18 protein-coding genes are annotated in these 23,480 nt (G+C 73.0%); 9 read left to right on the top strand and 9 right to left on the bottom strand.

Annotated elements, in window-relative coordinates; genetic code table 11:
- The 3 genes from E6P78_RS28770 to E6P78_RS28760 form a co-directional block, all read right to left on the bottom strand.
- Positions 1 to 397: aminoglycoside phosphotransferase family protein (locus E6P78_RS28770; protein WP_240799406.1), on the bottom strand; the 397-nt coding region annotated here is incomplete at its 3' end.
- 29 nt (positions 398 to 426) lie between these two features.
- Positions 427 to 897, bottom strand: a complete 471-nt coding sequence (locus E6P78_RS28765) for a DUF4439 domain-containing protein (protein ID WP_136206570.1) — start codon at positions 895 to 897, stop codon at positions 427 to 429.
- Positions 894 to 1,433, bottom strand: coding sequence for a hypothetical protein (locus tag E6P78_RS28760; protein ID WP_136206572.1), 540 nt, complete (start codon positions 1,431 to 1,433; stop codon positions 894 to 896). The genes E6P78_RS28765 and E6P78_RS28760 overlap by 4 nt, the downstream gene beginning before the upstream one ends.
- Positions 1,434 to 1,608: 175 nt before the next feature.
- Here E6P78_RS28760 and rimP point away from each other — a divergent pair, with 175 nt between their 5' ends.
- The 9 genes from rimP to E6P78_RS28715 all read left to right on the top strand — a co-directional run bounded on the left by rimP (position 1,609) and on the right by E6P78_RS28715 (position 13,932).
- On the top strand, positions 1,609 to 2,106 hold the full coding sequence (gene rimP, locus E6P78_RS28755; protein WP_136206569.1) for a ribosome maturation factor RimP: 498 nt from the start codon (positions 1,609 to 1,611) through the stop codon (positions 2,104 to 2,106).
- 2 nt (positions 2,107 to 2,108) lie between these two features.
- Positions 2,109 to 3,149 (top strand): transcription termination factor NusA, encoded by a 1,041-nt coding sequence (gene nusA / locus E6P78_RS28750; RefSeq protein ID WP_136206568.1) that lies wholly within the window; start codon positions 2,109 to 2,111, stop codon positions 3,147 to 3,149.
- A gap of 100 nt (positions 3,150 to 3,249) precedes the next feature.
- On the top strand, positions 3,250 to 3,528 hold the full coding sequence (locus E6P78_RS28745) for a YlxR family protein (RefSeq protein ID WP_206307942.1): 279 nt from the start codon (positions 3,250 to 3,252) through the stop codon (positions 3,526 to 3,528).
- Positions 3,529 to 3,675: 147 nt separating this feature from the next.
- Positions 3,676 to 6,768: a translation initiation factor IF-2 gene (infB, locus tag E6P78_RS28740; RefSeq protein WP_136206566.1), complete on the top strand. Its 3,093-nt coding sequence runs from the start codon at positions 3,676 to 3,678 to the stop codon at positions 6,766 to 6,768.
- Positions 6,769 to 6,905: 137 nt separating this feature from the next.
- Positions 6,906 to 7,202, top strand: a complete 297-nt coding sequence (locus E6P78_RS28735; RefSeq protein WP_136206565.1) for a DUF503 domain-containing protein — start codon at positions 6,906 to 6,908, stop codon at positions 7,200 to 7,202.
- A gap of 22 nt (positions 7,203 to 7,224) precedes the next feature.
- Positions 7,225 to 7,668, top strand: a complete 444-nt coding sequence (gene rbfA, locus E6P78_RS28730) for a 30S ribosome-binding factor RbfA (protein ID WP_136206564.1) — start codon at positions 7,225 to 7,227, stop codon at positions 7,666 to 7,668.
- Positions 7,665 to 8,564 (top strand): tRNA pseudouridine(55) synthase TruB, encoded by a 900-nt coding sequence (gene truB, locus E6P78_RS28725; RefSeq protein ID WP_136206563.1) that lies wholly within the window; start codon positions 7,665 to 7,667, stop codon positions 8,562 to 8,564. The genes rbfA and truB overlap by 4 nt, the downstream gene beginning before the upstream one ends.
- Positions 8,565 to 8,774: 210 nt before the next feature.
- The gene (locus E6P78_RS28720) at positions 8,775 to 12,935 is read left to right on the top strand and encodes a serine protease (RefSeq protein WP_136206562.1); all 4,161 of its coding nucleotides are present in this window, start codon (positions 8,775 to 8,777) and stop codon (positions 12,933 to 12,935) included.
- A gap of 43 nt (positions 12,936 to 12,978) precedes the next feature.
- A complete protein-coding gene (locus tag E6P78_RS28715) occupies positions 12,979 to 13,932 on the top strand; it encodes a bifunctional riboflavin kinase/FAD synthetase (protein ID WP_136206561.1) in 954 nt (317 codons plus the stop codon).
- A gap of 88 nt (positions 13,933 to 14,020) precedes the next feature.
- On the opposite strand, the gene E6P78_RS28710 is transcribed toward E6P78_RS28715, so the two are convergent.
- The 6 genes from E6P78_RS28710 to E6P78_RS28685 all read right to left on the bottom strand — a co-directional run bounded on the left by E6P78_RS28710 (position 14,021) and on the right by E6P78_RS28685 (position 23,205).
- Complete coding sequence (locus tag E6P78_RS28710; RefSeq protein ID WP_136206560.1) at positions 14,021 to 15,019, bottom strand: ABC transporter ATP-binding protein; 999 nt, start codon at positions 15,017 to 15,019, stop codon at positions 14,021 to 14,023.
- The gene (locus E6P78_RS28705) at positions 15,016 to 16,044 is read right to left on the bottom strand and encodes an ABC transporter ATP-binding protein (protein WP_136206559.1); all 1,029 of its coding nucleotides are present in this window, start codon (positions 16,042 to 16,044) and stop codon (positions 15,016 to 15,018) included. Before E6P78_RS28705 ends, E6P78_RS28710 begins: the two co-directional genes overlap by 4 nt.
- On the bottom strand, positions 16,041 to 16,991 hold the full coding sequence (locus E6P78_RS28700) for an ABC transporter permease (RefSeq protein WP_136206558.1): 951 nt from the start codon (positions 16,989 to 16,991) through the stop codon (positions 16,041 to 16,043). The genes E6P78_RS28705 and E6P78_RS28700 overlap by 4 nt, the downstream gene beginning before the upstream one ends.
- Positions 16,988 to 18,073, bottom strand: coding sequence for an ABC transporter permease (locus E6P78_RS28695; protein ID WP_136206557.1), 1,086 nt, complete (start codon positions 18,071 to 18,073; stop codon positions 16,988 to 16,990). Before E6P78_RS28695 ends, E6P78_RS28700 begins: the two co-directional genes overlap by 4 nt.
- Positions 18,074 to 18,172: 99 nt before the next feature.
- A complete protein-coding gene (locus tag E6P78_RS28690; RefSeq protein WP_136206556.1) occupies positions 18,173 to 20,047 on the bottom strand; it encodes an ABC transporter substrate-binding protein in 1,875 nt (624 codons plus the stop codon).
- Positions 20,048 to 20,244: 197 nt separating this feature from the next.
- Positions 20,245 to 23,205, bottom strand: a complete 2,961-nt coding sequence (locus tag E6P78_RS28685) for an SCO5717 family growth-regulating ATPase (RefSeq protein WP_136206555.1) — start codon at positions 23,203 to 23,205, stop codon at positions 20,245 to 20,247.
- Positions 23,206 to 23,480 lie beyond the last annotated feature (275 nt).

The following is a 23,480-nucleotide window of genomic DNA, read 5'->3' as shown; positions in this document are numbered from 1 at the left end:
CGGGCCGCGCGCCCTCGACGGGCCGCGCGCCCTCGACGGGCCGCGCGCCCTCGACGGGCCGCGCGCCCTCGACGGGCCGCGCGCCCTCGGCGGGATCGAGCAGCCGTACCGCGCCCCAGCCGTTCCAGTGCGCCAGCGCCGCCGCTTCGAGCGCGGGCGCGGCGCCGGACGGGGCGAGCTTCAGGGCCGCCGGGGTGCCGTCGGACCCCCGTACCAGCAGGACCAGACTGCTGCGCCCGCCGGGGGCCGCGACCCGCTCCACGGCCGGTGCGCGCCCGGTCGCGGCCAGCGCCTGTTCGGTCAGTGCGGGAAGCCCCGCGAGCCATTCCCCGGCGGCCGTATCCCCGTACGACTCGCCGAGCGCTCGCACCAGACGCTGCGGCGGTTCAAAACCCATACGTGCCGTGTTCCCTTTCAGAGCCTTCTTCAGTGCGCCGCGCCGGCCTCGGTCTTGGTGTCCGTGGCGGTCTTCGTCCCGGCCCGCTCGGCGAGCCCGGGAAAGGGTACGCCGCTGCCCCGCCAGCGCACCGCGCGCACCGCGGCCTCCCGCAACGCGTCCGCCGCGCTGCGCCGCAGTTCCCCGTCGGCGGCCCGGACCAGGTCGGAGTAGACGTTCGCCACCCGGTCCTCCAGCACGGCGGCCAGCCGCACCGCGGCCGCCGAGTCCGGCACCGCGAACGGCAGAGCGTACGCGGCGTCCGAGGCCACCGGCTCACCGCCCAGGTCCCGGACGGTGCGCGCCAGGGCGTCCCGGCGGGCGCGGTGGGCGTGGTGCGCGGCGGTGGCCTCGGCCCGGCGGGCCGCCGCGACCCGGCCGCCCGCCACCCCGTACCCGTAGACCGCCGCGTGCTCGGCGGCCAGCGCCGCCTGGGCCGCTTCCAGCGTGCCGTCGCTCATGCGGGGGTCTCCTTGGCCAGTTCGGTCAGCAGGTAGGCGTGGGCCGAGCAGGCGGCGGCCACCGAGGCGAGCAGCCGGGCCAGCTCCCCGGGCGCCTCCAGGAGCAGCGCGGTGTACGTGTCGGCCGCGCCGCGCTCCGCCGCGGCCAGCTCCTTGACCGCGGCGGCGGGGCCGGTGGCCCGGGAGCGGGCCGTGCCGAGCGCCTGCGCCTTGCCGGGGGTGATGGCCTTCAGGTGGGCGCGGACCGCGTCGCGCAGGGGGACGAGCGCGGTGGCCGTCGACGGATGGGCCTCCAGCACGTGCTCGTACCCGGCCAGCAGGCTCGCCGTGGTGCGGGACGCGCTGGTGCGCAGCACCTTCTCCGTGCGGACCGAGGACGTCCCGTCGGCCGCCGTCCGCGCCCCGCCGTGTGCGGAGCCCTTGCGGCCTCCGCCCGTGTCGTCGGCGTCGCTTCCGCAGCCCGACAGCAGCGCGCCGACGGTGAGTGCGCCCGTCGCCGTGAGCGCGCCCCTGCGCGTCGTCCCCGTACGCCGCACTTGTTCTCCTTCGGGCTGGATCTGTCTTGACTGGATCTGTCCGGAAGTGATCACCGTTGGTGAGCGTACCCGCGCCCGGGGGACCGGCGGACAGCAACACCCCTTGCGACCGGATACCCTTTGACCAGACACGCGAGATCCCCACAACAGCACACGCGGCCGAGGAGTCACCCGGATGAGCACCACCCAGAGCGAGAGGCTGCGCGGGCTGGTAGAGCCGCTCGTCAGCGCCGAGCAGCTGGAGCTGGAAGAGATCGAAGTGTCCCGGGCCGGCCGCCGCCGGGTGTTGCGGATCGTCGTGGACTCCGAGGAGGGCGTCGAGCTCGACGCCTGTGCGGAGCTGAGCCGCGCGATCTCCGCGAAGCTGGACGAGACCGACGCGATGGGCGAGGACGAGTACGTCCTGGAGGTCAGCTCCCCCGGTGCCGACCGCCCGCTGACGGAGCACCGCCACTACGTACGCGCCACCGGCCGGCTGGCCAGGCTGACGCTGCACGAGGGCGGCGAGCTGGTGGCCCGCATCCAGGCCGTGGACGAGGACGGTCTCGACCTGGAGGTGCCGGGCGTCAAGGGCCGTAAGCCCACCGCCCGCCGGATCGCCTTCGACGAGATCGCCAAGGCCCGCGTGGAGCTGGAATTCAACCGCAAGGACAAGAAGGAAGAGGAGGCGTAGCCGTGGACATCGACGTGAAGCTTCTGAGGGGCTTGGCGCAGGACAAGGAGATCCCGTTCGACGTCCTCGTCGAAGCGATCGAGTCGGCCCTCCTCATCGCGTACCACCGCACGGACGGCAGCCACCGCAGGGCGCGCGTGGAGCTGGACGAGCGCGGCCATGTGACGGTCTGGGCCAAGGAGGACCCGGCCGATCTGGAGGAGGGGCAGGAGCCCAAGGAGTTCGACGACACCCCGTCGGGCTTCGGCCGGATCGCCGCGACCACCGCCAAGCAGGTCATCCTCCAGCGGCTGCGCGACGCCGAGGACGACCGCACGTTCGGCGAGTACGCGGGCCACGAGGGCGATGTCGTCACCGGCGTCGTCCAGCAGGGCAAGGACCCGAAGAACGTCCTGGTCGACATCGGCAAGCTGGAGGCCATCCTGCCGGTGCAGGAGCAGGTGCCGGGCGAGGAGTACACCCACGGCCTGCGGCTGCGCACCTACGTCGTGCGCGTCGCCAAGGGCGTGCGCGGCCCCTCGGTCACGCTGTCGCGGACCCACCCCAACCTGGTGAAGAAGCTCTTCGCGCTGGAGGTCCCGGAGATCGCCGACGGTTCCGTCGAGATCTGCGCCATCGCCCGTGAGGCCGGCCACCGCACCAAGATCGCGGTCCGCTCCACCCGCTCCGGGCTCAACGCCAAGGGCGCCTGCATCGGCCCGATGGGCGGACGCGTGCGCAATGTGATGGCCGAGCTGCACGGCGAGAAGATCGACATCGTGGACTGGTCGGACGACCCGGCCGAGATGGTCGCCAACGCGCTGTCGCCCGCACGGGTGAGCGAGGTCGAGGTCGTTGACCTCGGTGCCCGTTCCGCCCGGGTGACCGTGCCGGACTACCAGCTCTCGCTGGCGATCGGCAAGGAGGGGCAGAACGCCCGCCTCGCCGCTCGCCTCACCGGCTGGCGCATCGACATCCGCCCGGACACCGAGACCGACGCCGAGCGCGACGTCGCCGACCGCGAGCGCGCGGAGCGGGCCCGGGAGCGCTCCGAGCGCCGCTGACGGGAATAGATCCCTTCGGCACGTCGCTGAGATCACGACAACGTTCGTTCGATTTTTGCCCCCAAAGGGGTGAGGTCGGTGCGGGGAGGTAGACTTAACCGTGTCTGGCCGGACGTACGCCCGCGCTTGCCCTGAGCGAACCTGTGTGGGATGCCGGGAGCGGGCGGCCAAGAACGAGTTGCTGCGCATCGTGGTGGACGAGGACGCCTGCGTCCCCGATCCTCGCGGTACGCTGCCCGGCCGGGGTGCGTACGTGCACCCCGTCCCCGACTGTCTGGACCTGGCGGTTCGCCGCCGGGCATTCCCCCGGGCCTTCAAGGCCAAGGGGCCGTTCGACCCCGCCGCGGTACAGCGGTTCGTCGAGCGGGTGACACCGTAAGAAGTGAACGGCACGGGTCCCCGTGCGGTCAGGTACCTCGCGAGTTGGAAGTAGGTCGAGATTGCGATGAGCACTCGATGAGTACGCGATGAGTACGCCCATGAAGTAGCGACGGTCCGGCGGTAACCCGGACCTAAAAGGAGCGAAGTGGCTAAGGTCCGGGTATACGAACTCGCCAAGGAGTTCGGCGTGGAGAGCAAGGTCGTCATGGCCAAGCTCCAAGAACTCGGTGAATTCGTCCGTTCGGCGTCCTCGACGATCGAGGCGCCGGTCGTACGCAAGTTGACTGACGCACTGCAGGGGCCCGGCGGCAACGCCGGCAAGCCCGCTGCCAAGCCCGGCGCGCCCCGCAAGGCCGCGCCCGCAAAGCCCGCAGCGCCCTCCCCGGCCGCTGCGGCACGTCCCGCTGCCCCGAAGCCCGGCGCCCCGGCCCCCAAGCCGGCCGCCGCCGAGGCCCCCGCGAGCAGCACCCCCTCCGCCCCGTCGGCGCCGGCCTCCGGCCCGCGTCCGGGCCCCAAGCCCGCGCCGAAGGCCGCCCCGGTCACTCCGGTGCCCGCCGCGGAGTTCTCGGCTCCGGCTCCGGCCCAGCCGGCCGCGCCCCAGGCACCGCGCCCCACCGGCGCCACCCCGGGCCCCCGTCCCGCCCGTCCGGCCCCGGCCGGTCAGCGTGACGGCGGCCAGCGCGACGGTGGTCAGCGTGACGGCGGCCGCGGTGGCGAGCGCCCCGCGCGTCCCGCCGGCCAGGGCGCCGCGCGCCCCGGCGGCGCCCGTCCGGCCGGTCCCCGTCCGGGCAACAACCCCTTCACCTCCGGTGGCTCGACGGGCATGTCCCGTCCGCAGGCACCCCGTCCCGGCGGCGCCCCGCGTCCCGGCGGCGGTCAGGAGCGTCCCGGCGCCCCGCGTCCGCAGGGCGGCCCCGGCGGCGCCCCGCGTCCGCAGGGTCAGGGCGGTGCCCGTCCGACCCCGGGCGGCATGCCCCGTCCGCAGGCCCCCCGTCCGGGCGGTGGCCCCGGTGGTAACCGTCCGAACCCGGGCATGATGCCGCAGCGTCCCGCTGCGGGCCCGCGTCCCGGTGGTGGCCCCGGCGGTGGCCGTGGTCCCGGTGGCGGCGGCGGTCGTCCCGGTGGCGGCGCGGGCCGGCCCGGTGGCGGTGGCTTCGCAGGCCGTCCGGCCGGTCCCGGCGGCGGTGGCGGCGGTTTCGCCGGCCGTCCCGGTGGCGGCGGTGGCGGCGCGGGCCGTCCCGGTGGTGGCGGTGGCTTCGGCGGCCGTCCCGGTTTCGGTGGCCGTCCCGGCGGCCCCGGTGGCCGTGGTGGCACGCAGGGCGCCTTCGGCCGTCCCGGCGGTCCCGCGCGTCGTGGCCGCAAGTCGAAGCGGCAGAGGCGCCAGGAGTACGAGGCCATGCAGGCCCCGTCGGTCGGCGGCGTGATGCTGCCTCGCGGCAACGGACAGGCCGTCCGGCTGTCGCGCGGTGCCTCCCTCACCGACTTCGCCGAGAAGATCAACGCCAACCCGGCGTCGCTCGTCGGCGTGATGATGAACCTCGGCGAGATGGTCACTGCCACGCAGTCCGTCTCCGACGAGACGCTGAAGCTCCTCGCCGACGAGATGAACTTCGTCCTGGAGATCGTCAGCCCGGAGGAGGAGGACCGCGAGCTGCTCGAGTCCTTCGACATCGAGTTCGGTGAGGACGAGGGCGGCGACGAGGCCATGGTGCCGCGTCCGCCGGTCGTGACCGTCATGGGTCACGTCGACCACGGTAAGACCCGGCTGCTCGACGCCATCCGCAAGACGAACGTCATCGCGGGCGAGGCCGGCGGCATCACCCAGCACATCGGTGCCTACCAGGTCTCCTCCGAGGTCAACGGCGAGGACCGCCGGATCACCTTCATCGACACCCCGGGTCACGAGGCGTTCACCGCCATGCGTGCCCGTGGTGCGAAGTCCACCGACATCGCGATCCTCGTGGTGGCGGCGAACGACGGTGTGATGCCCCAGACGATCGAGGCGCTGAACCACGCCAAGGCGGCCGACGTGCCGATCGTGGTCGCGGTCAACAAGATCGACGTCGAGGGCGCGGACCCGACCAAGGTGCGCGGTCAGCTCACCGAGTTCGGTCTGGTGGCCGAGGAGTACGGCGGCGACACGATGTTCGTCGACATCTCCGCCAAGCAGGGTCTGCACATCGACCAGCTGCTGGAGGCCGTCGTCCTCACCGCCGACGCCTCGCTCGACCTGCGGGCCAACCCGGAGCAGGACGCGCAGGGCATCGCGATCGAGTCCCACCTCGACCGCGGCCGCGGTGCCGTCGCGACCGTCCTGGTCCAGCGAGGCACCCTGCGGGTCGGCGACACGATGGTGGTCGGCGACGCCTACGGCCGTGTCCGCGCGATGCTCGACGACAAGGGCGAGAACGTCGAGGAAGCGGGTCCTTCGACCCCCGTCCTCGTGCTGGGTCTCACCAACGTCCCGGGCGCCGGCGACAACTTCCTGGTGGTCGACGAGGACCGTACGGCCCGTCAGATCGCCGAGAAGCGTGCCGCCCGCGAGCGCAACGCCAACTTCGCCCGCAAGGGTGTCCGGTTCTCCCTGGAGAACCTGGACGAGGCGCTCAAGGCCGGTCTGGTCCAGGAACTCAACCTCATCATCAAGGGCGACGCGTCCGGTTCGGTGGAGGCTCTCGAGTCCTCGCTGCTCCAGCTCGACGTCGGTGAAGAGGTCGACATCCGGGTCCTGCACCGCGGTGTGGGTGCGGTCACCGAGTCGGACATCGACCTGGCGACCGGCTCCGACGCCATCGTGATCGGCTTCAACGTGCGCGCCGCCGGGCGTGCGCAGCAGATGGCCGACCGCGAGGGTGTGGACGTCCGGTACTACTCGGTCATCTACCAGGCGATCGAGGAGATCGAGGCGGCCCTCAAGGGCATGCTCAAGCCGGAGTACGAAGAGGTCGAGCTGGGTACGGCGGAGATCCGCGAGATCTTCCGCTCGTCCAAGCTGGGCAACATCGCCGGTGTGCTGGTCCGGTCCGGCGAGGTCAAGCGCAACACCAAGGCGCGCCTGCTGCGCGACGGCAAGGTCGTCGCGGAGAACCTCACCATCTCCGGTCTGCGCCGCTTCAAGGACGACGTCACCGAGATCCGCGAAGGCTTCGAGGGCGGTATCAACCTCGGAAACTTCAACGACATCAAGATCGACGACGTCATCGCGACGTACGAGATGCGCGAGAAGCCGCGAGGCTGACCCGTACCTCAACAGTCGGGGCCGGTCGACGGGACGTATTTCCGTCGATCGGCCCCGGCCGTTCCGTGTACGGTTCTTGTGTCCCCGCCGATGTTCGGCGGGGCGCGAACCCGAACCGGCGGGACATCCGGACATACATGTATGTGGGGACACTGTCCTTCGACCTGCTTCTCGGCGACGTACGGTCGCTGAAGGAGAAGCGCTCCCTGGTCCGTCCGATCGTCGCCGAGCTCCAGCGCAAGTACGGGGTGAGCGCGGCGGAGACGGGCGGGCAGGACCTCCATCGCAGGGCCGAGATCGGCCTCGCCGTGGTCTCCGGGGACACCCGGCACCTCACAGACGTACTCGACCGGTGCGAGCGCCTCGTCGCCGCCCGGCCGGAAGTGGAGCTGCTGTCCGTACGACGGCGGCTGCACAGCGACGAAGACGATTGAGCAAGGCGAAGGAGACGGACCAGTGGCCGACAACGCGCGGGCTAAGAAGCTGGCGGACCTCATCCAGGAGGTGGTCGCCGAGAAACTGCAGCGTGGCATCAAGGACCCTCGCCTGGGTACGCACGTGACCATCACGGACGTCCGGGTCACCGGTGACCTGCGGGAGGCCACGGTCTTCTACACGGTCTACGGCGACGACGAGGAGCGGGCGAGCGCCGCGGCCGGTCTGCAGAGCGCCAAGGGCATCCTGCGGTCCGCGGTCGGCTCGGCGGCGGGGACGAAGTTCACCCCCACGCTCACCTTCGTGGCGGACGCCCTGCCGGAGAACGCCCGGGCCATCGAGGACCTGCTCGACCGGGCACGGGCCTCGGACGCCAAGGTGCGCGAGGCGTCCTCGGGCGCCACGTACGCCGGCGACGCGGACCCGTACCGCAAGCCGGAGGACGAGGACACCGCCTCCGAATGACACCGCAGAACAAGACGCCGGATGGCCTGGTCATTGTCGACAAGCCGTCCGGCTTCACTTCGCACGACGTCGTCGCCAAGATGCGCGGCATCGCCCGCACCCGCCGCGTCGGCCACGCGGGCACGCTGGACCCGATGGCGACCGGTGTGCTCGTGCTCGGCGTCGAGAAGGCCACCAAACTCCTCGGCCATCTCGCGCTGACCGAGAAGGAGTACCTCGGTACGATCCGGCTAGGCCAGAACACCGTGACGGACGACGCGGAGGGCGAGATCACCTCGTCCACCGACGCCTCGGGCGTCACGCGCGAGGGCATCGACGCGGGAGTCGCCGCGCTGACCGGCGACATCATGCAGGTGCCGTCCAAGGTCAGCGCCATCAAGATCGACGGCAAGCGGTCCTACGCGCGGGTGCGCGGCGGCGAGGAGTTCGAGATCCCGGCCCGGCCGGTGACCATCTCGTCCTTCCGCGTCTACGACGTCCGCGAGGCCGTGGCCGAGGACGGCACCCCGGTGCTCGACCTGGTCGTCTCGGTGGTCTGCTCCTCCGGTACGTACATCCGGGCCATCGCCCGTGACCTCGGGGGCGGGCTGGGGGTGGGCGGGCATCTGACCGCCCTGCGGCGCACGCGCGTCGGCCCGTACGGGCTGGACGCCGCGCGCACGATCGACCAGCACCAGGAGGAGCTGGCCGTGATGCCGGTGGCCGAGGCCGCCGCTTCGGCGTTCCCCCGCTGGGACGTGGACGAGAAGCGGGCCAGGCTGCTGCTGAACGGCGTACGCCTGGACATGCCGTCCCACCCGCCGGGGCCGGTCGCCGTCTTCGGGCCGGACGGGCGGTTCCTGGTGCTCGTCGAGGAGCAGAAGGGCAAGGCCAAGAGCCTCGCCGTCTTCGGCTGACCGGTCACCGGCGGTCTCCTGCCGGCCGGCCTCACCGTGGAGCGGGCAGAGCCCCCTGTGCCCGCTCCACGATCCCCCACCGGTTTCTGTCCACCGAACGCCCAGGATTCACCCCAACGGGCAGGCGCTCGGAGTGAATCAGGGGGGTGACGGGGGCGCTTTCGCCGTGAGTGGTCCTCGCGCCGATCATCGCCGACCTAACGTCGGATCATGGGATGTGGGGACCGGGCGACGCTGGTACGACTGTGCGATCCGGCCGGCCGGCCGCGGGGGACCGGCTTCGTCGCGGACGACCGGGGGACGGTCGTCACCAGCCACGAGGCGGTCGACGGTCTCGCGTACCTCCTGCTGCACGGCACGGACGGCCGCAGCCGCCGGGTCGAGGCCGCCGACATCACCGCCGTGCCGGAATGGGACCTCGCCCTCCTGCCGACGGGGGGACCGGACGTCCTCGGCGTGCGCCCGCTGCCGGTCTCCACGCGGGAGCGGCTCGACGCCGGTACGTACGTGACGGTCGCCGCGCACGGCCTGCGCGAGGCGCGGATTCTGGGCCGTACGCCGGTCACGTACACCAGTCGCGGACGCACCCACCGGATCGACCCGGCGCTGGAACTGGCCCTCGGCACGGACGGCAGCGACGCCCTCCGGCTGGGCGGTGCCGCGGTGGGCGGGCCCGTCCTCGATCCGGACAGCGGGGCGGTCATCGCCGTCCTCGGGCTCGCCCTGCGCGCCGCGCACGCCACCGCAGGGTGCGCGACGCCGCTGGCCGGGGCGCCCGGGGACGGCCCGCTGGGCGATCTGCTGCGGCGCAACGCCGTGACCGTCCCCGGCTTCGGGCCCGACCTCAATCTCGCCGGGGCCCTCCAGCTCACCGCCATGTCCGTGGGCTCGGCGGGCGGTCCCGGCGGCGGCCACGAGCCGGTGGAGCGGCCCGACGTCCTCGCCGAGTCCGAGGCGTTCGCGGCCGCGGGGGCCGGGGAGCCCGCCGTGATCCTCGGCCTCGTCGGCGAGCCCGGCACCGGCCGCACCACCGAACTGGCCGCCATCGCCGCGCGCCGGGCCACCGGCCCCGTGCCCGCGCCCACCCTCTGGCTGCGCGGCGCCGACCTCCTGGCGGACGACACCTCGGTCGCGGACGCCGTCGCCCGGACGCTCCGGCAGGCCGGGCGCATCGTCAGCGCCGCCGGCGCCCCCGGCGACATGGCGAGCGCCACCCCCGAGCGCGTCGCGCGGCTGGCCGCGGACACCGGCCTGCCGCTGCTGGTCCTGTTGGACGGCCCGGAGGAGATGCCGCCCGTGCTGGCCCACCGGGCGGCCGACTGGACCACGGGCACGGTCGACTGGCTGCGGGCGAACGGCGCCCGGCTCGTCGTCGGCTGCCGGCCCGAGCACTGGGAGACGGCCGGCGCGCTCTGCCCGCCCGGAGCGCTGCACCGGCCCGCCCGTCCCGCCCGGCGACTGCCCCCGGCCGTGCGCATCGCCGACTTCACCGCGGGCCAGGCCGAGCGCGCCCGGGAACGGTTCGGCCTGCCGCCCGATGCCCTCGCCGTCGGCCACGATCGCCACCCCCTGACCCTGCGGCTGCTGGCGGAGGTACGCGAGGCCCTGCCGCCGGACGTGCCGGGGCGCCCCGGCACGGAGGAGGTCTTCGGCGCCCACCTGGACCTGATGTGCCTGCGCATCGCCGTCCGGATCGCCGCGGGCAGCCGCCCCCGGGCCACGCAGGTGCGGCGACTGGCGGCGCGGGTCGCGGGCCAGGTCCACGAGGCGGCCCGACGCTGCCTGGGCCCCGGGCAGGGCGAGCTGGACCGGTCGGCGTTCGAGGAGATCTTCCCGTGGCGCACGGGCTGGGCCCCGGCGGTGCTCGCCGAAGGCCTCCTCGTCCCGGCGGGGGCCGGATACCGCTTCGCGCACGAAGAGGTGGGGGACTGGATTCAGAGCGCCCACCTGGACCTGGACGCGGCGCTGCGGGCGCTGGTGCACCGGTGGCATGCGGAGCCGGGGGCGGCTGTCGGGGCGGGGGCGGGGGAGAGCGGTGGCCGGGTTCCGCGGCCCCGCGGGCCCGGGTCGTCCGCGTCCGGGTCGTCCGTGTCCGGGCCGCCCGCGTCCCGGACAGACGCCCGTCCGGCCCGTCCGCGCAGCCTTCCCGTGCCCCGGCACCGGATCGGCCCGGTGATCCAGGCGCTGCTCCTGCTGGGGCGCCGCCAGGGCACGGCCGCGCTGGCCCACCGGCTGGCCGACCTGATCGAGGCGCTGGACCGGCTGCCGCGGGGGACGGCCGGGGCGTCGGGCGCGGGCGCGGCGGCTCCGCGTGCAGCTGCCGTGGGCATGGGCGCCGCGGCTCCGAGTGCAGCTGCCTTGGGACCGGACACCGCTGCTCCGCGTGCAGCCGTCCCGGGGCCGGGCATTGCCGCTCCGCGTGCAGCCGTCCCGGGGCCGGGCATTGCCGCTCCGCGTGCAGCCGCCCCGGGGCCGGGCACTGCCCCTCCGCGCGCAGCAGCCTCGGCCCCGGAGACCACCGTTCCGCGTGCAGCCGTCCCGACCCCGGGTACCGCCACCCCGCGCGCAGCCGTCGCGCCCCCGGACACCGCCGCCCCGCAGGAAGCGCCCCCGGGCACCGACGCCCCGCAGGAGGCGGCCCCGGAGACCACCGTTCCGCGTGCAGCCGTCCCGACCCCGGGTACCGCCACCCCGCGCGCAGCCGTCGCGCCCCCGGGCACCGACGCCCCGCTGGAAGCGCCCCCAAGCATCGCCGCTCCGCAGAAAGTCGACCCGCAGGAAGCCGCGCCGCGGCAAGCGGCCCCGCTGCCCGACGCTCGTTGGTGGGCCGCGCATCTCCTCGCCCAGACCCTGCTGCGGGTGCCCGATGCCCGGCCGTACCTCGGGGTGCTCCGGTTGCTCACCGGGCGCGTCGTGCGCAGCGCGGGCGAGGGAGAGGGCGGGGGCGGGGCGCGCGGGGCGTTCGCGGAGTTCGGGCCGTGGTTCTGGCGGCGGCTGCGGCTGCCCGAGGCGGACCGGATGGACCTGTTCCGCCGACTCGTCCCCGCAGACGGACCGCCCGGAACCGGCGACGCCGACGGTGACGGGCGGTTCCTGGACGCCGTCGCCCGCCGGCTCGCCGCCCAGCCGCGCGCCCTCCAGCCGCTCCTGTGCGCCTGGTTCACCGACGAGCGCCCGCTCGCCTTCCCGCCGGACGTGGCTGTCCGGCCCACCGTCGCGGCCGCCGCGCAGGCCCTGCTGTACGCCCGCCGCGACCTCGCCGTCGACGACCTGGCCGACGCACTCGTCTCGGCCGGACACCCCCGGGCCGAGGAACTGCTCGCCGCGCTGGCCGAGGACGAGCCCGCCGCTCTGTGCCGGGCCGTCGAGCGGTGGTCCCGGGACGAGGAGCGGCACGGCCGGCGGGCCGCCGCCGTCTCGTACGCGACGCTCCTCGCCCCGCACCTGACCCGCGACACGGACCGCGACCTGCTGCGCCGCGCCGCGCTCGCGCTGCTGGCCCGCCCGGCCGACAGCGCGCTGCACGGGCCGGTGCTCGCCCTGCTCGTGGCCGACCCGCAGACCCGGGACCGCTACCTCCCGCAGGCCGTCCGGTCGTTCACCGGGGACGGGCCGCAGGAGGCGCGGGTGTCCGCCGCCGCGCTCGCCGCCGCCCTGCCCACCCACCCCGAGCCGGTGCTGAGCGCCTACCGGGACCGGCTCGCGCGGCCGGGGGAGGAGGCGGGCGAGGTGCTTCGAGCCCTGGCCGGGATCGACGCGCCCGAGCTGACCCTGCACGCCGCCGGACTCGTACGCACCTACGTCGAAGCCCACCCGGCGGACACCGCGCACACCGCCGCGTACCTCGACCGCAGGCTGGAGCACGGGCCCGCCGCGCGTGCCCTGCTGCTGCCCCTGCTCACCGGCCTGCTCAGGGACCGCCCGGCCGCCGCGCCGGTCCGGGGAGCGCTCGCCGGGGTCCTCGCCGCGCCCGGCGGTCCCGCGTCCCAGCACACCCGGGACGAGCTGCTGGAAGTGCTGCTGGACTTCGAGCAGGGCGGGGCCGGACCGGACCCGGTGGTGCTGGAGGCGCTGCTGACGGCCGCCGCGACCGGATGCGCCGCGCGGGCGCCGGCCCGTACCAGGGCCCTGGTGCACCGGACCGGGATGCTGCTCGTGCGTACCCCTGAAGGGGCCGCGCTGTTCGACCGCCGGCTGGTCGTGCTCGCCCGCGAAGTGGCCGGATTCGGCGCTCTGCTCATGGGATGGCTGGCCGACGCCCCGCAGGAATGGGCGGCCGTCGTCGGGCCCAGCACCCGGCGCACGCTGGAGGCTGTGGGGCGCCCGATGCAGGCTGCAGGGCGTGAGCATGGCAGTCTTAGACCTGCGTAAGAGACAAACCCACGTACACAGGTTCGGGCGAGGAGCGGTCAGAGTGCAGCGCTGGCGTGGCTTGGAGGACATCCCCCAGGACTGGGGGCGCAGCGTCGTCACCATCGGCTCCTACGACGGGGTGCACCGCGGACACCAGCTGATCATCGGCCGGGCCGTCGAGCGGGCGCGCGAGCTGGGCGTGCCGTCGGTCGTCGTGACCTTCGACCCGCACCCCAGCGAGGTCGTCCGGCCCGGCAGCCATCCGCCGCTGCTCGCCCCGCACCACCGGCGTGCGGAGCTGATGGCGGAGCTGGGCGTGGACGCGATGCTGATCCTGCCGTTCACCACCGAGTTCTCGCGGCTCGCCCCGGCCGACTTCATCGCGAAGGTGCTCGTCGACAAGTTGCACGCACAGCTGGTCATCGAGGGCCCCAACTTCCGTTTCGGCCACAAGGCCGCGGGGAACGTCGAGCTGCTGACCGAGCTGGGCACCGCCCACGACTACCGCGTCGAGGTCATCGACCTGCGGGTGCGCGGCGAGGCGGGCGGCGGCGAGCCGTTCTCCTCCACCCTCACCCGGCGCCTGGTCGCCGAGGGGGACGTGGCCGGGGCCGCCGAGATCCTGGGCCGCCCGCACCGCGTCGAGGGCATCGTCGTCCGGGGCGCGCAGCGCGGCCGCGAACTCGGCTTCCCCACCGCCAACGTGGAGACCCTGCCGCACACCGCGATCCCCGCCGACGGCGTGTACGCGGGCTGGCTGCACGCGAACGGCGAGGCGATGCCCGCCGCGATCTCGGTCGGCACCAACCCGCAGTTCGACGCCACCGAGCGGACGGTGGAGGCGTACGCGATCGACCGCGTCGGCCTCGATCTGTACGGCCTGCACGTCGCCGTGGACTTCCTGGCGTACGTACGCGGCATGCTGAAGTTCGACACGATCGACGACCTGCTCGTGGCGATGGCCGCCGACGTGAAGCGGTGCAGCGAGCTGATCGCCGCGGCCGAGCGGGGCTGAGCCCCGGGCCGTGCGAGCCCGGGCGACCGCGCGGGTTTCCCGGCCGGTGCGGCCGGGAAACCACCCGGGCCCCGGGCCCCGGGCCCCGTCAGGACCCCGCCGCCACCTTCGCGGTGGCCCAGTGGCACGCCACCTGCGTCTCGCTGCCGCCCGCCAGCACCGGCAGATCCTGCGTACGGCAGGCGTCCGCGACGCCCGCCCGCTCCGCCTCGCCCGAGGCCAGCACCTGGCAGCGCGCGTGGAAGCGGCAGCCGGACGGCACCCTGGACGGGTCCGGCGGCTCACCGGTCAGCACGACCGGATCGCCCTCCGCCTCCGGCAGCACGGACAGCAGCGCCTGGGTGTAGGGGTGGCGCGGGGCCGTCAGGATCTGCTCGACGTCACCCGTCTCCACGATGCGGCCCAGATACATCACCGCGACCCGGTCCGCGATGTTCCACGCCAGACCGAGATCATGCGTCACCACGAGCGCGGAAAGACCCAACTCGTCGCGCAGCCTCAGCAGCAGCGCCAGGATCTCGCCGCGCACCGACGCGTCCAGCGAGGCGACCGGCTCGTCCGCCACGATCAGCTCCGGCTCCAGGACCAGCGCCCCCGCGATCACGACGCGCTGACGCTGGCCGCCGGACAGCTCGTGCGGGTAGCGCAGGAAGAACCGCTCCGGCGGACGCAGCCCGGCCCGCGACAGCGCGTCGTGCACGGCTTGCCGCTCGTCGCCCGCGTACCCGTGGATGCGCAGTCCCTCGGCCACCGCGTCGTACACGGTGTGGCGCGGGTTCAGCGAACCGCTCGGGTCCTGGAGCACCAGCTGCACCCGCTTGCGGTACGCCTTGAGCGCCCGGCTGCGGTAGTCCAGCGGCTTGCCGTCGAACGTGACCTGACCGGCCGTCGGCGGGACGAGACCCAGCAGCGAACGGGCCAGGGTCGTCTTGCCGCACCCCGACTCGCCGACCAGGGCGACGATCTCGCCGGGCCGGATGTCCAGGTCGACCCCGTCCACCGCACGCGCCGGTTCGGCCCCATGCCGGCCGGGGAAGGTGATCCGGAGCCCCTGCGCGCTGAGCAGGTCCACGGGGGTGGTCGTCATGTCGTGCTCCTTGCTTCCTCGGCGCCCGGCAGGACCGGGGCCGCGGCCCCCTCCGGACCCACCAGCACACACGCCGCCTGCCGGCCCGGCCCCGCGTCCCGCAGCTCCTGGTCCTGCGTGGCGCAGGAGTCCAGGGCCAGGGCGCAGCGCGGGTGGAAGGTACAGCCGGCCGGCAGTGCCGACGGGTCGGGCGGATCGCCGGGCAGGCCCCGGGGCGCGAACCGGGAGGCCGGGTCCCCGATGCGCGGGAAGGCGCCCGACAGGGCCTTGCTGTACGGGTGGTGCGCGTTCTCGTAGACCTCGGAGGCCGGGCCCTGCTCGACGACCCGGCCCGCGTACATCACCGCGAGCCGGTCACAGGTGTCGGACAGCACCGCGAGGTCGTGGCTGATCATGATCAGGCCGAGGTCCTGCTCGGAGACCAGCTGCTCGATCAGCCGCAGGATCTGGGCCTGGATCATCACGTCGAGGGCCGTCGTCGGCTCGTCGGCGATGATCAGGCCGGGGTCGCAGGCGAGCGCCATCGCGATCATCACGCGCTGCCGCTGTCCGCCGGAGAGCTCGTGCGGATAGGCGTCCGCCCGGGCAGCGGGCAGCCCCACCTGCTCCAGCAGCTCACCGGCCCGTCTGCGCGCGGCGGACTGGGTGGCCTTCTTGTGCAGCAGGATCGGTTCGGCGATCTGGTCCCCGATGCGGTGCACCGCGTTCAGCGAGTGCATGGCGCCCTGGAAGACGATCGAGGCCCCCGCCCAGCGCACGGCCCTGACCTGGCCCCACTTCATCCCGAGGACGTCCTCGCCGTTCAGCAGGATCTCGCCGGTCACCTTCGTGCCGGCGGGCAGCAGCCGCAGCAGCGCCAGCGCCAGCGTGGACTTCCCGCAGCCGGACTCCCCGGCGATGCCGAGCTTGCGCCCCGCCTCGACCTCCAGGTTCACCCCGCGGACCGCCCGGGCCCCGCCGGCGTACGTCACCGTCAGGTCACGTACCTCCAGCAGAGGCGTCTTGCGGATGCTCGTCGTACTCAACGGGCCACCCCCAGCTTGGGATTGAGGACGGACTCGATGGCGCGGCCGCACAGCGTGAACGCCAGGGCGACCAGGGCGATGGCGATACCGGGCGGGGCCAGGTACCACCAGTCGCCGGCGCTCACGGCGCCCGCGGCGCGCGCGTCCTGGAGCATGCTGCCCCAGGAGGTGATGGTCGGGTCGCCGAGGCCGAGGAAGGCCAGGGTGGCTTCCGTCAGGATCGCGCTGGAGATCACCAGCGTGGTCTGGGCGAGCACCAGCGGCATCACGTTCGGCAGGACGTGCCGGATCATGATGTGGCCGTGTCCGCCGCCCAGCGCGCGGGCGCGTTCGATGTACGGGCGGGACTCCACGGCGAGGGTCTGCGCCCGCACGAGACGGGCGGTGGTGGGCCAGGTCGTGACGCCGATCGCGATGATGACGGTCCACAGGGAGCGGTCCATCACGGTGGCCAGTGCGATGGCGAGCACCAGGGTCGGCATCACCAGGAACCAGTCGGTGACCCGCATCAGGACGGTCGAGTACCAGCCGCGGAAGTGACCGGCGACGATCCCGACGATCGTGCCGATGGCGACACAGAGGAAAGCCGCGAGCAGCCCGACGGTGAGCGAGACGCGCGCGCCCCACACCAGCAGCGCGAGCACGCTCCGCCCGAACTGGTCGGTGCCGAGCGGGAACTCGCCGCTCGGTGACTCCAGCGCGCCGCCGGGTGCCGTGGTCACGCTCTGCGAGTCGGCGCCGACGAGCTGCGGTGCGGCCAGGGCGATCAGCGCGATCAGCACCAGGCAGGCCAGGCCCCACATGCCGCCCTTGTGCCTGCGGTACTCCCGCCAGAAACGGGCCAGTGAGCGCCGTTTGCGAGCCCGGGCCAGCGCGCGGGCGCTCTTGACCGGCTCGGTCGGCGTCGGCGTCGGCGTGGGCGTGGAATCGGTATCGGTCGTCGTCATCGGCCCACCCGGGGATCGAGCAGTGGATACAGAACATCGGCGAGGGTGTTCGCCAGGATCACGGCGGTGGCGAAGACGAAGAACAGCCCCTGGACGAGCGGCAGGTCGGGGGTGCTCAAACCCTGGTAGAAGAGGGAGCCGAGACCCGGCCAGGAGAACACGGTCTCCACCAGGATCTGCCCCGCCACCACATGGCCCAGGTTGACGAACATCAGGGTGAAGGTGGGCAGCATCGCGTTGGGGACGGCGTGCCTGCGGCGCACCGTGTCGTCCCGCAGCCCCTTGGCGCGGGCGGTCGTCAGGTAGTCGCTGCCCATCTCGTCCAGCAGCGAGGAACGCATCACCAGCAGCGTCTGTGCGTAGCCGACCGCGACCAGGGTGATGACGGGAAGCACCATGTGGTGCGCGACGTCCATGACGTACGCGAAGCCGCTCGCCCCGTCGCCCGCCGACATCCCGCCCGTGGGGAACATCCCGGGGATCGGGCCGACGCCGACCGAGAAGACGATGATCAGGAGCAGCCCGAGCCAGAACGACGGCACGGAGTAGAGGGTGAGCGCGAGCGCGGTGTTGAACCGGTCGCTCGCAGAACCGTTACGCCAGGCGGTGCGGGTGCCGAGCCAGATGCCGAGCAGGCTGTACAGGACGTAGGCGGTGCCGGTGAGCAGCAGCGTTGCCGGAAGCTTCTCGGCGATCTTGTCGACGACCGGTGCGTGGTACGCGAAGGAGGTGCCGAAGTCGCCGGTGAGCGCGTCCTTCACGTAGCTGGTGAACTGCTGCCACATCGGCTGGTCGAGACCGAACTGGTGTCGCAGCGATTCGAGCTGTTCGGCCGATACGCGGCGGCCGCCCGTCATCTGCTTGACCGGGTCGCTGGGAATGAGCCGGAAGAGGAAGAAGCTGGTGACCAGAACCGCGAACAGCGAGACGACGGCGCCCGCGATCTTGGCGGCCACGTACTTCAGATAGGCCTTGGTGTTGCGCGCCCGTGGACCGCGTGCGGCCGCGGGACCGGCCGGAACCGGGCCGTCGGTGCCCGCGTCCGCCTGTTGCACGAGCGCCGGAGTGCTGTCAGCTGTCATGGGGAACTCTCGTTACTCGTGTAGCTCCTGGAGAAACCGGCCGGCGCGGGCCTGGTGCGCCGCCCACGCCGGCCGGTCCCTCTGATCCCGTTCGAGAACCTACTCGCGATCGTCCGCGGTGGTGCGGCGACGCCGCGAGATCAGGAAGCCGCCACCTGCGAGGACCACGACCGCGACCACGATGCCGATGATCACACCGGTGGAGGAGCTGGAGCCGCTGCCGTCCTTGTCGCCGCTGCCGCTCGCCGGTACGGCCGACCACCAGCTCCAGTAGCCGTCCTGGCCGTAGATGTTGCCGGCCGCCTCGGGCATGGTCGTGATCGACTTGATCTGGTCGGTGCGGTAGGCCTCGACCGCGTTCGGGTAGGCGATGACGTTCATGTACCCGGAGTCGTACAGCCACGACTGCATCTGCCCGACGATGTCGGCGCGCTTGGCGGGGTCGTACTCGGCGAGCTGCTTCTTGTACAGCTCGTCGTACGTCTTGTCGCAGATGAAGTCGTCCGTGGCCGCGCTCTGCTTGGCCTTGACGGGCAGGGCGGCGCAGGTGTGGATGCCGAGGACGAAGTCCGGGTCCGGGTTGACGGACCAGCCGTCGAAGGCGAGGTCGTACTCACCGGCGAACCAGGGCACGGAGACGTCGTCGAGGCAGTCGACCTTGAGCCCGATGCCGAGCTTGCCCCACCACTCCTTCAGGTACTTGCCGACCGCCTTGTCGTTCGGGTCCGTGGCGTGGCACAGGATGCGCAGGTCGAGCGGCTTGCCGTCCTTGCCGACGCGCTGGTCGCCCTTGAGCTTGTAGCCCGCCTGGTCCAGCAGCTGCCCCGCCTTGTCGGGGTCGTACGCGAGGGTCTGGCTCGCGGACGGCTCCCAGGCGTACTCCGGGAACCGCGGCGGGATGTAGCCCTTGCCCTCGACGGCGTGCCCCTGGAACACCTTGTCGATGATCGTCTTGCGGTCGATCGACAGGAACAGCGCCTGGCGGACCTTCTGGTCGAGCAGCGCCTTGTTGCCGTCGCCGAACTTCTTGCGGTCCTTGGTCTGCGCACCGGGGTTCACGGCCAGCGCGAAGAAGCGGCGGCCCGGACCCTCGTTGACCTTGATGTTCTTGTCGCCCTTGAGCGAAGCCGCCTGAGCGGGCGTCAGCGCGGGCGAACCGGCGACGAAGGAGACCTCGCCCTTGCGGAGCGCGGCGACGGCCGCGTCCTGGTCCTTGTACGTCTTGAAGACCACCTCGTCGAACTTCGGCGCCCCGCGCCAGAAGTCCTTGTTGGCCTTGAGCTTCACGTACTGGTCGACCTTGTAGTCGGTCAGGATGAACGGCCCGTTGCCGACGACGGGGAAGTCCGAGTCGTTGTTGAACTTCGCGAAGTCCCCGACCTTCTCCCACACGTGCTTGGGCACGATCGGCACGTCGAGCGCGGCCATGGTGGCCTGCGGCTCCTTGAGCTCGATGACCAGCTTGGTGGGGCTGGGGGCCGTCACCTTCTTGAAGTTGGTGACGAAGCTGCCATTGGCCTGGGCCGCCGCCTCGTCGTCCATGATCTTGTTGAACGTCCAGGCCGCGTCCTCGGCGGTGGCCTGCTGCCCGTCCGACCACTTCGAATTGGACCGAATGGTGTACGTCCACGTCAGCTTGTCGGCGGACGGCTCCCACTTGGTGGCCAGGCCCGGGACGGCGTGGTTGTCCTTGGCGTCGTAGTTCGTCAGGAAGTCGTACATGAGCCGGGACACGCTGGTGCTCAGCAGCTTCTGGGCGAGGAACGGGCTCAGGGAGTCGATGCCCTGCGCGACCGCGACGGTCAGCGTCTTGTTGCCGCTGTCGGCGGCCTGCGCCTGCTGGGGCGCGGCCCCGAGGGGCACGCCCGGTACGACGGACCCGGCTGCGAGAGCGAGGGCGGCGGCACCGGAGGCCAGGAGCACACGCAGACGTGAGCGCGGCTGAGCGGAGGGCGGTGGAACTCTTACGACCATGGTCAGGGTCCTCGCGTCATGACTCGCACGGAGAAGGTGGGTTGGACTCTCGTTCGCCGGCTGGTGATGCGAAGGTCTATCAGCGGTGGTCGAGCCGCGTCAACGGTCCTCGAAACGGCGTGTGGTCTGCGGGAATGCCAAAAGGGCCCGCATCGCGGAGGCGATGCGGACCCTCATTGGTTCAGACCTCTGACGCCCTACTGCTGAGGCGCTGACGGCGGCTGCTGCGGCCATCCGGCGGGCGGTACGGGACCTTGCAGTTCCGGATGCGCGGGCCCTCCCGGCTGACCTGGCTGACCTGGCTGACCTGGCTGCCCGGGCTGGCCCGGCTGTCCCGGCTGGGCTGGCTGGTCGCCGTGGGGCTGCGGTTGCGGCTGCCCGGCGGCGGGCGGCTGAGCCTGCGCGGGCGGCTGCTGCCAGCTCTGTCCGGCACCGGGGCCCGGCTGCGGGGGATAGGACTGCTGGCCGCCGTACAACTGCTGCGGTTGCTGCGGCGGGTAGGGCTGACCGGGTTGTGCGGGGTGACCTGGGTGGCCCTGGTAGCCCGGGTGCGGGGGTGCGTACGGCTGACCGGGGTACGGGGGCTGCGGCTGCTGGGGGTGCTGCGGCTGCTGGGGTGCGTAGGGCTGCTGAGGCGCGTACGGCTGCTGGCCGGGGGCCTGCTGACCCGGCATCGGCGGGGCGTACTGCGGCGGCGGGCTGCTGCCGTCCGATGTCCACAGCCCCTGCTGCTGCTGGGCGCGCGCGAAGTCCTCGGCGACCAGGGCGGACAGATTGAAGTACGCCTCCCGGGTCTTCGGCCGCATCATGTCGAGATCGACCTCGGCCCCGGCCGACAGGTGCTCGTCGAACGGGACGACGACCACCCCGCGGCAGCGCGTGCGGAAGTGCTGCACGATGTCGTCGACCTTGATCATCTTCCCGGTCTCGCGGACCCCGGAGATGACCGTGAGGGACCGCTGTACCAGTTCCGCGTAGCCGTGCGCCGACAGCCAGTCCAGGGTCGTGGAGGCGCTCGACGCACCGTCGACCGAGGGCGTCGAGATGATGATCAGCTGGTCGGCCAGGTCCAGCACGCCGCGCATCGCGCTGTACAGCAGGCCGGTGCCCGAGTCCGTGAGGATGATCGGGTACTGCTTGCCGAGCACGTCGATCGCGCGCCGGTAGTCCTCGTCGTTGAAGGTGGTCGAGACCGCCGGGTCCACGTCGTTGGCGATGATCTCCAGACCGGAGGGCGCCTGCGAGGTGAAGCGGCGGATGTCCATGTACGAGTTGAGGTGCGGGATCGCGTGGACCAGGTCGCGGATGGTCGCGCCGGTCTCGCGGCGGACCCGGCGGCCCAGCGTGCCGGCGTCCGGGTTGGCGTCGATGGCGAGAATCTTGTCCTGCCGCTCGGTGGCCAGGGTCGCGCCGAGCGCGGTCGTCGTCGTGGTCTTGCCGACGCCGCCCTTGAGGCTGATCACCGCGATCCGGTAGCAGGAGAGCACCGGCGTGCGGATGAGTTCGAGCTTGCGCTGCCGCTCCTGCTCCTCCTTCTTGCCGCCCAGCTTGAAGCGCGAGGCGCCCGAGGGGTTGCGACTGCTCTTCGCCTTCTGCTTGCCCCGGATCAGCCGGTCGGCCGTGAGCTCCACCGCCGCCGTGTAACCGAGCGGAGCACCCGGCACCGAACGCTCGCGCTGGTCATGGGTGACCGGCGTGGGCCATGCGCTGCCGGCCCGGGGGTCGACGGGCTGCCCCTGCGGGAACTGCTGCTGCGGGTATTGCTGCTGCTGTTGCTGCTGTTGCTGCTGTTGCTGCTGTTGCTGCTGTGGGAACTGCTGGTGGGGCTGCGGGTGCTGCGGGTGGGGCTGCGGCTGGACCTGGGCGGGGAGATTCGGGGTGCCGCCCTCGGCCGGTGCGTTCGGGGCGCCCTGGGCCGGCGGCTGGGCGCCCTGCGGGAAGCCGTAACCCCCCTGCGGCTGCTGAGGCTGCTGCTGCGCCGGCCAGGCCGCCTGCGGCTGGGGCGCCTGCGGTGCTTGCGGGGCCTGCGGTGCTTGCGGCGCCTGCGGTGTCTGAGGGGCGGGCGCGTGGGGGAGCTGCGCGGGGAGATTCGCTGCCGGGAGAGCCTGGTGCGGCTGCGGCTGCGGCTGCGGCTGAGACGGTTGAGGTTGCTGAGGCTGGTGGGGCTGCTGCGGGAAGCCGTAGCCGGACTGCGGGGCCGGGGCTTCCGGCTGCGCGGCCTCGGGCTGCGGGGCTTCGGGCTGCGGGGCGGCCGGCTGGAAGGCGGGCGGCAGCGGCGGGAGTCCGCCCTGTGCCGGGGCGGAAGCCCAGGGGGAGGGCGACGCGCTCTGCGGCGCGCTGTCGGACGGTACGCCGTGGGGGGCCGCGTCCGGAAGGTCGTGCGACGGCGCGGCGTTCGACGGTACGGAGTCCGAAGGCACGGAGTCGGCCGGTTGGGCGTCGGCCGGTTCGTCGCCCGGGGCGTTGTCGGGCAGCGCGTCCGTGGCGTCGGGGGCATCCTCGTCGGCCGACGCGGCGTCGGGCTCGTCGGCGTCGGCGTCGGTGTCCTGGGCGTCGGTGTCCTCGGCCACCGACGCCGCACCGGTCTCCACCGCCGGCTTCGAGGGCTCCCCGGCCTCAGGGGTCTCCTCGGGCTCGTAGCCGAAGACCTTGCCCGGGGCGTCGTCCCGTACAACCACGTCGTCCGCACCCGAACCGGCCGAGTCCGAGCCGGAATCGGAAGCGGCGTCGGAAGAGGCATCGGCGCCGGCATCGGCTGCCGCGGTGCTGTCCGCGCCACTGCCCACCGCTGCGGCCCCGGCCCCGGCCTCCCGGTCCGCTATTTCCCGCTTCAGCGCGGCGGAGGAGAAGCGCATCGTGGCGCCGCTCTCCAGGTCGCCGCTGTCGGACGGGTCCGGCGGTGCCGGTGCCCAGTCGGGGTCGAAACCACCGCGTGCCGCCGGCGCGGGCAGCGGCACCGGCTCCCCGCTCGGCGGCGGGGGCGGTGTCAGCGGAGTGCCGGTGCCGCCCGAGGAGTCGCCCGGCGCGTTCTGCGTGTACCAGGCGGGCGGGGTGTAGTCGATGGTGAACTCACCCGTCACATCGGCGGGCTCCGCGTCGGACGACTCGTCGACGGGCTTGTCCCAGCCCCCGCGCATTTCGTCCCGATCGCCGTTCACTTTGCCTCCTGCTGGTGTGGTCGAGCACCCTCTGTGCCGTGGTGGGTGGGGGCGTTCCCGTAACGCGAACCGCCCGGCTCTCCCCCTGGGACGCACATGGCCTGCCCACAGGTTCTCTGCCGCGTCCGGACCCACCCTAATCGCCACAGGGCCCGCCACGGCAGGCCGTACGGCACCGCGAACGCCGTCCCGTACGTCACGTACTGCACACAAGTGGACCCAGTACGACGGGGAATGGAAGCCAAAGCGGTCAAATGGGCACATCTATAACGGGA

Origin of the sequence: Streptomyces sp. A0958 (assembly GCF_004795035.1) — a bacterium.
Classification (GTDB): Bacteria; Actinomycetota; Actinomycetes; order Streptomycetales; family Streptomycetaceae; genus Streptomyces.
This window is presented reverse-complemented; position numbering and strand designations above follow the sequence as displayed.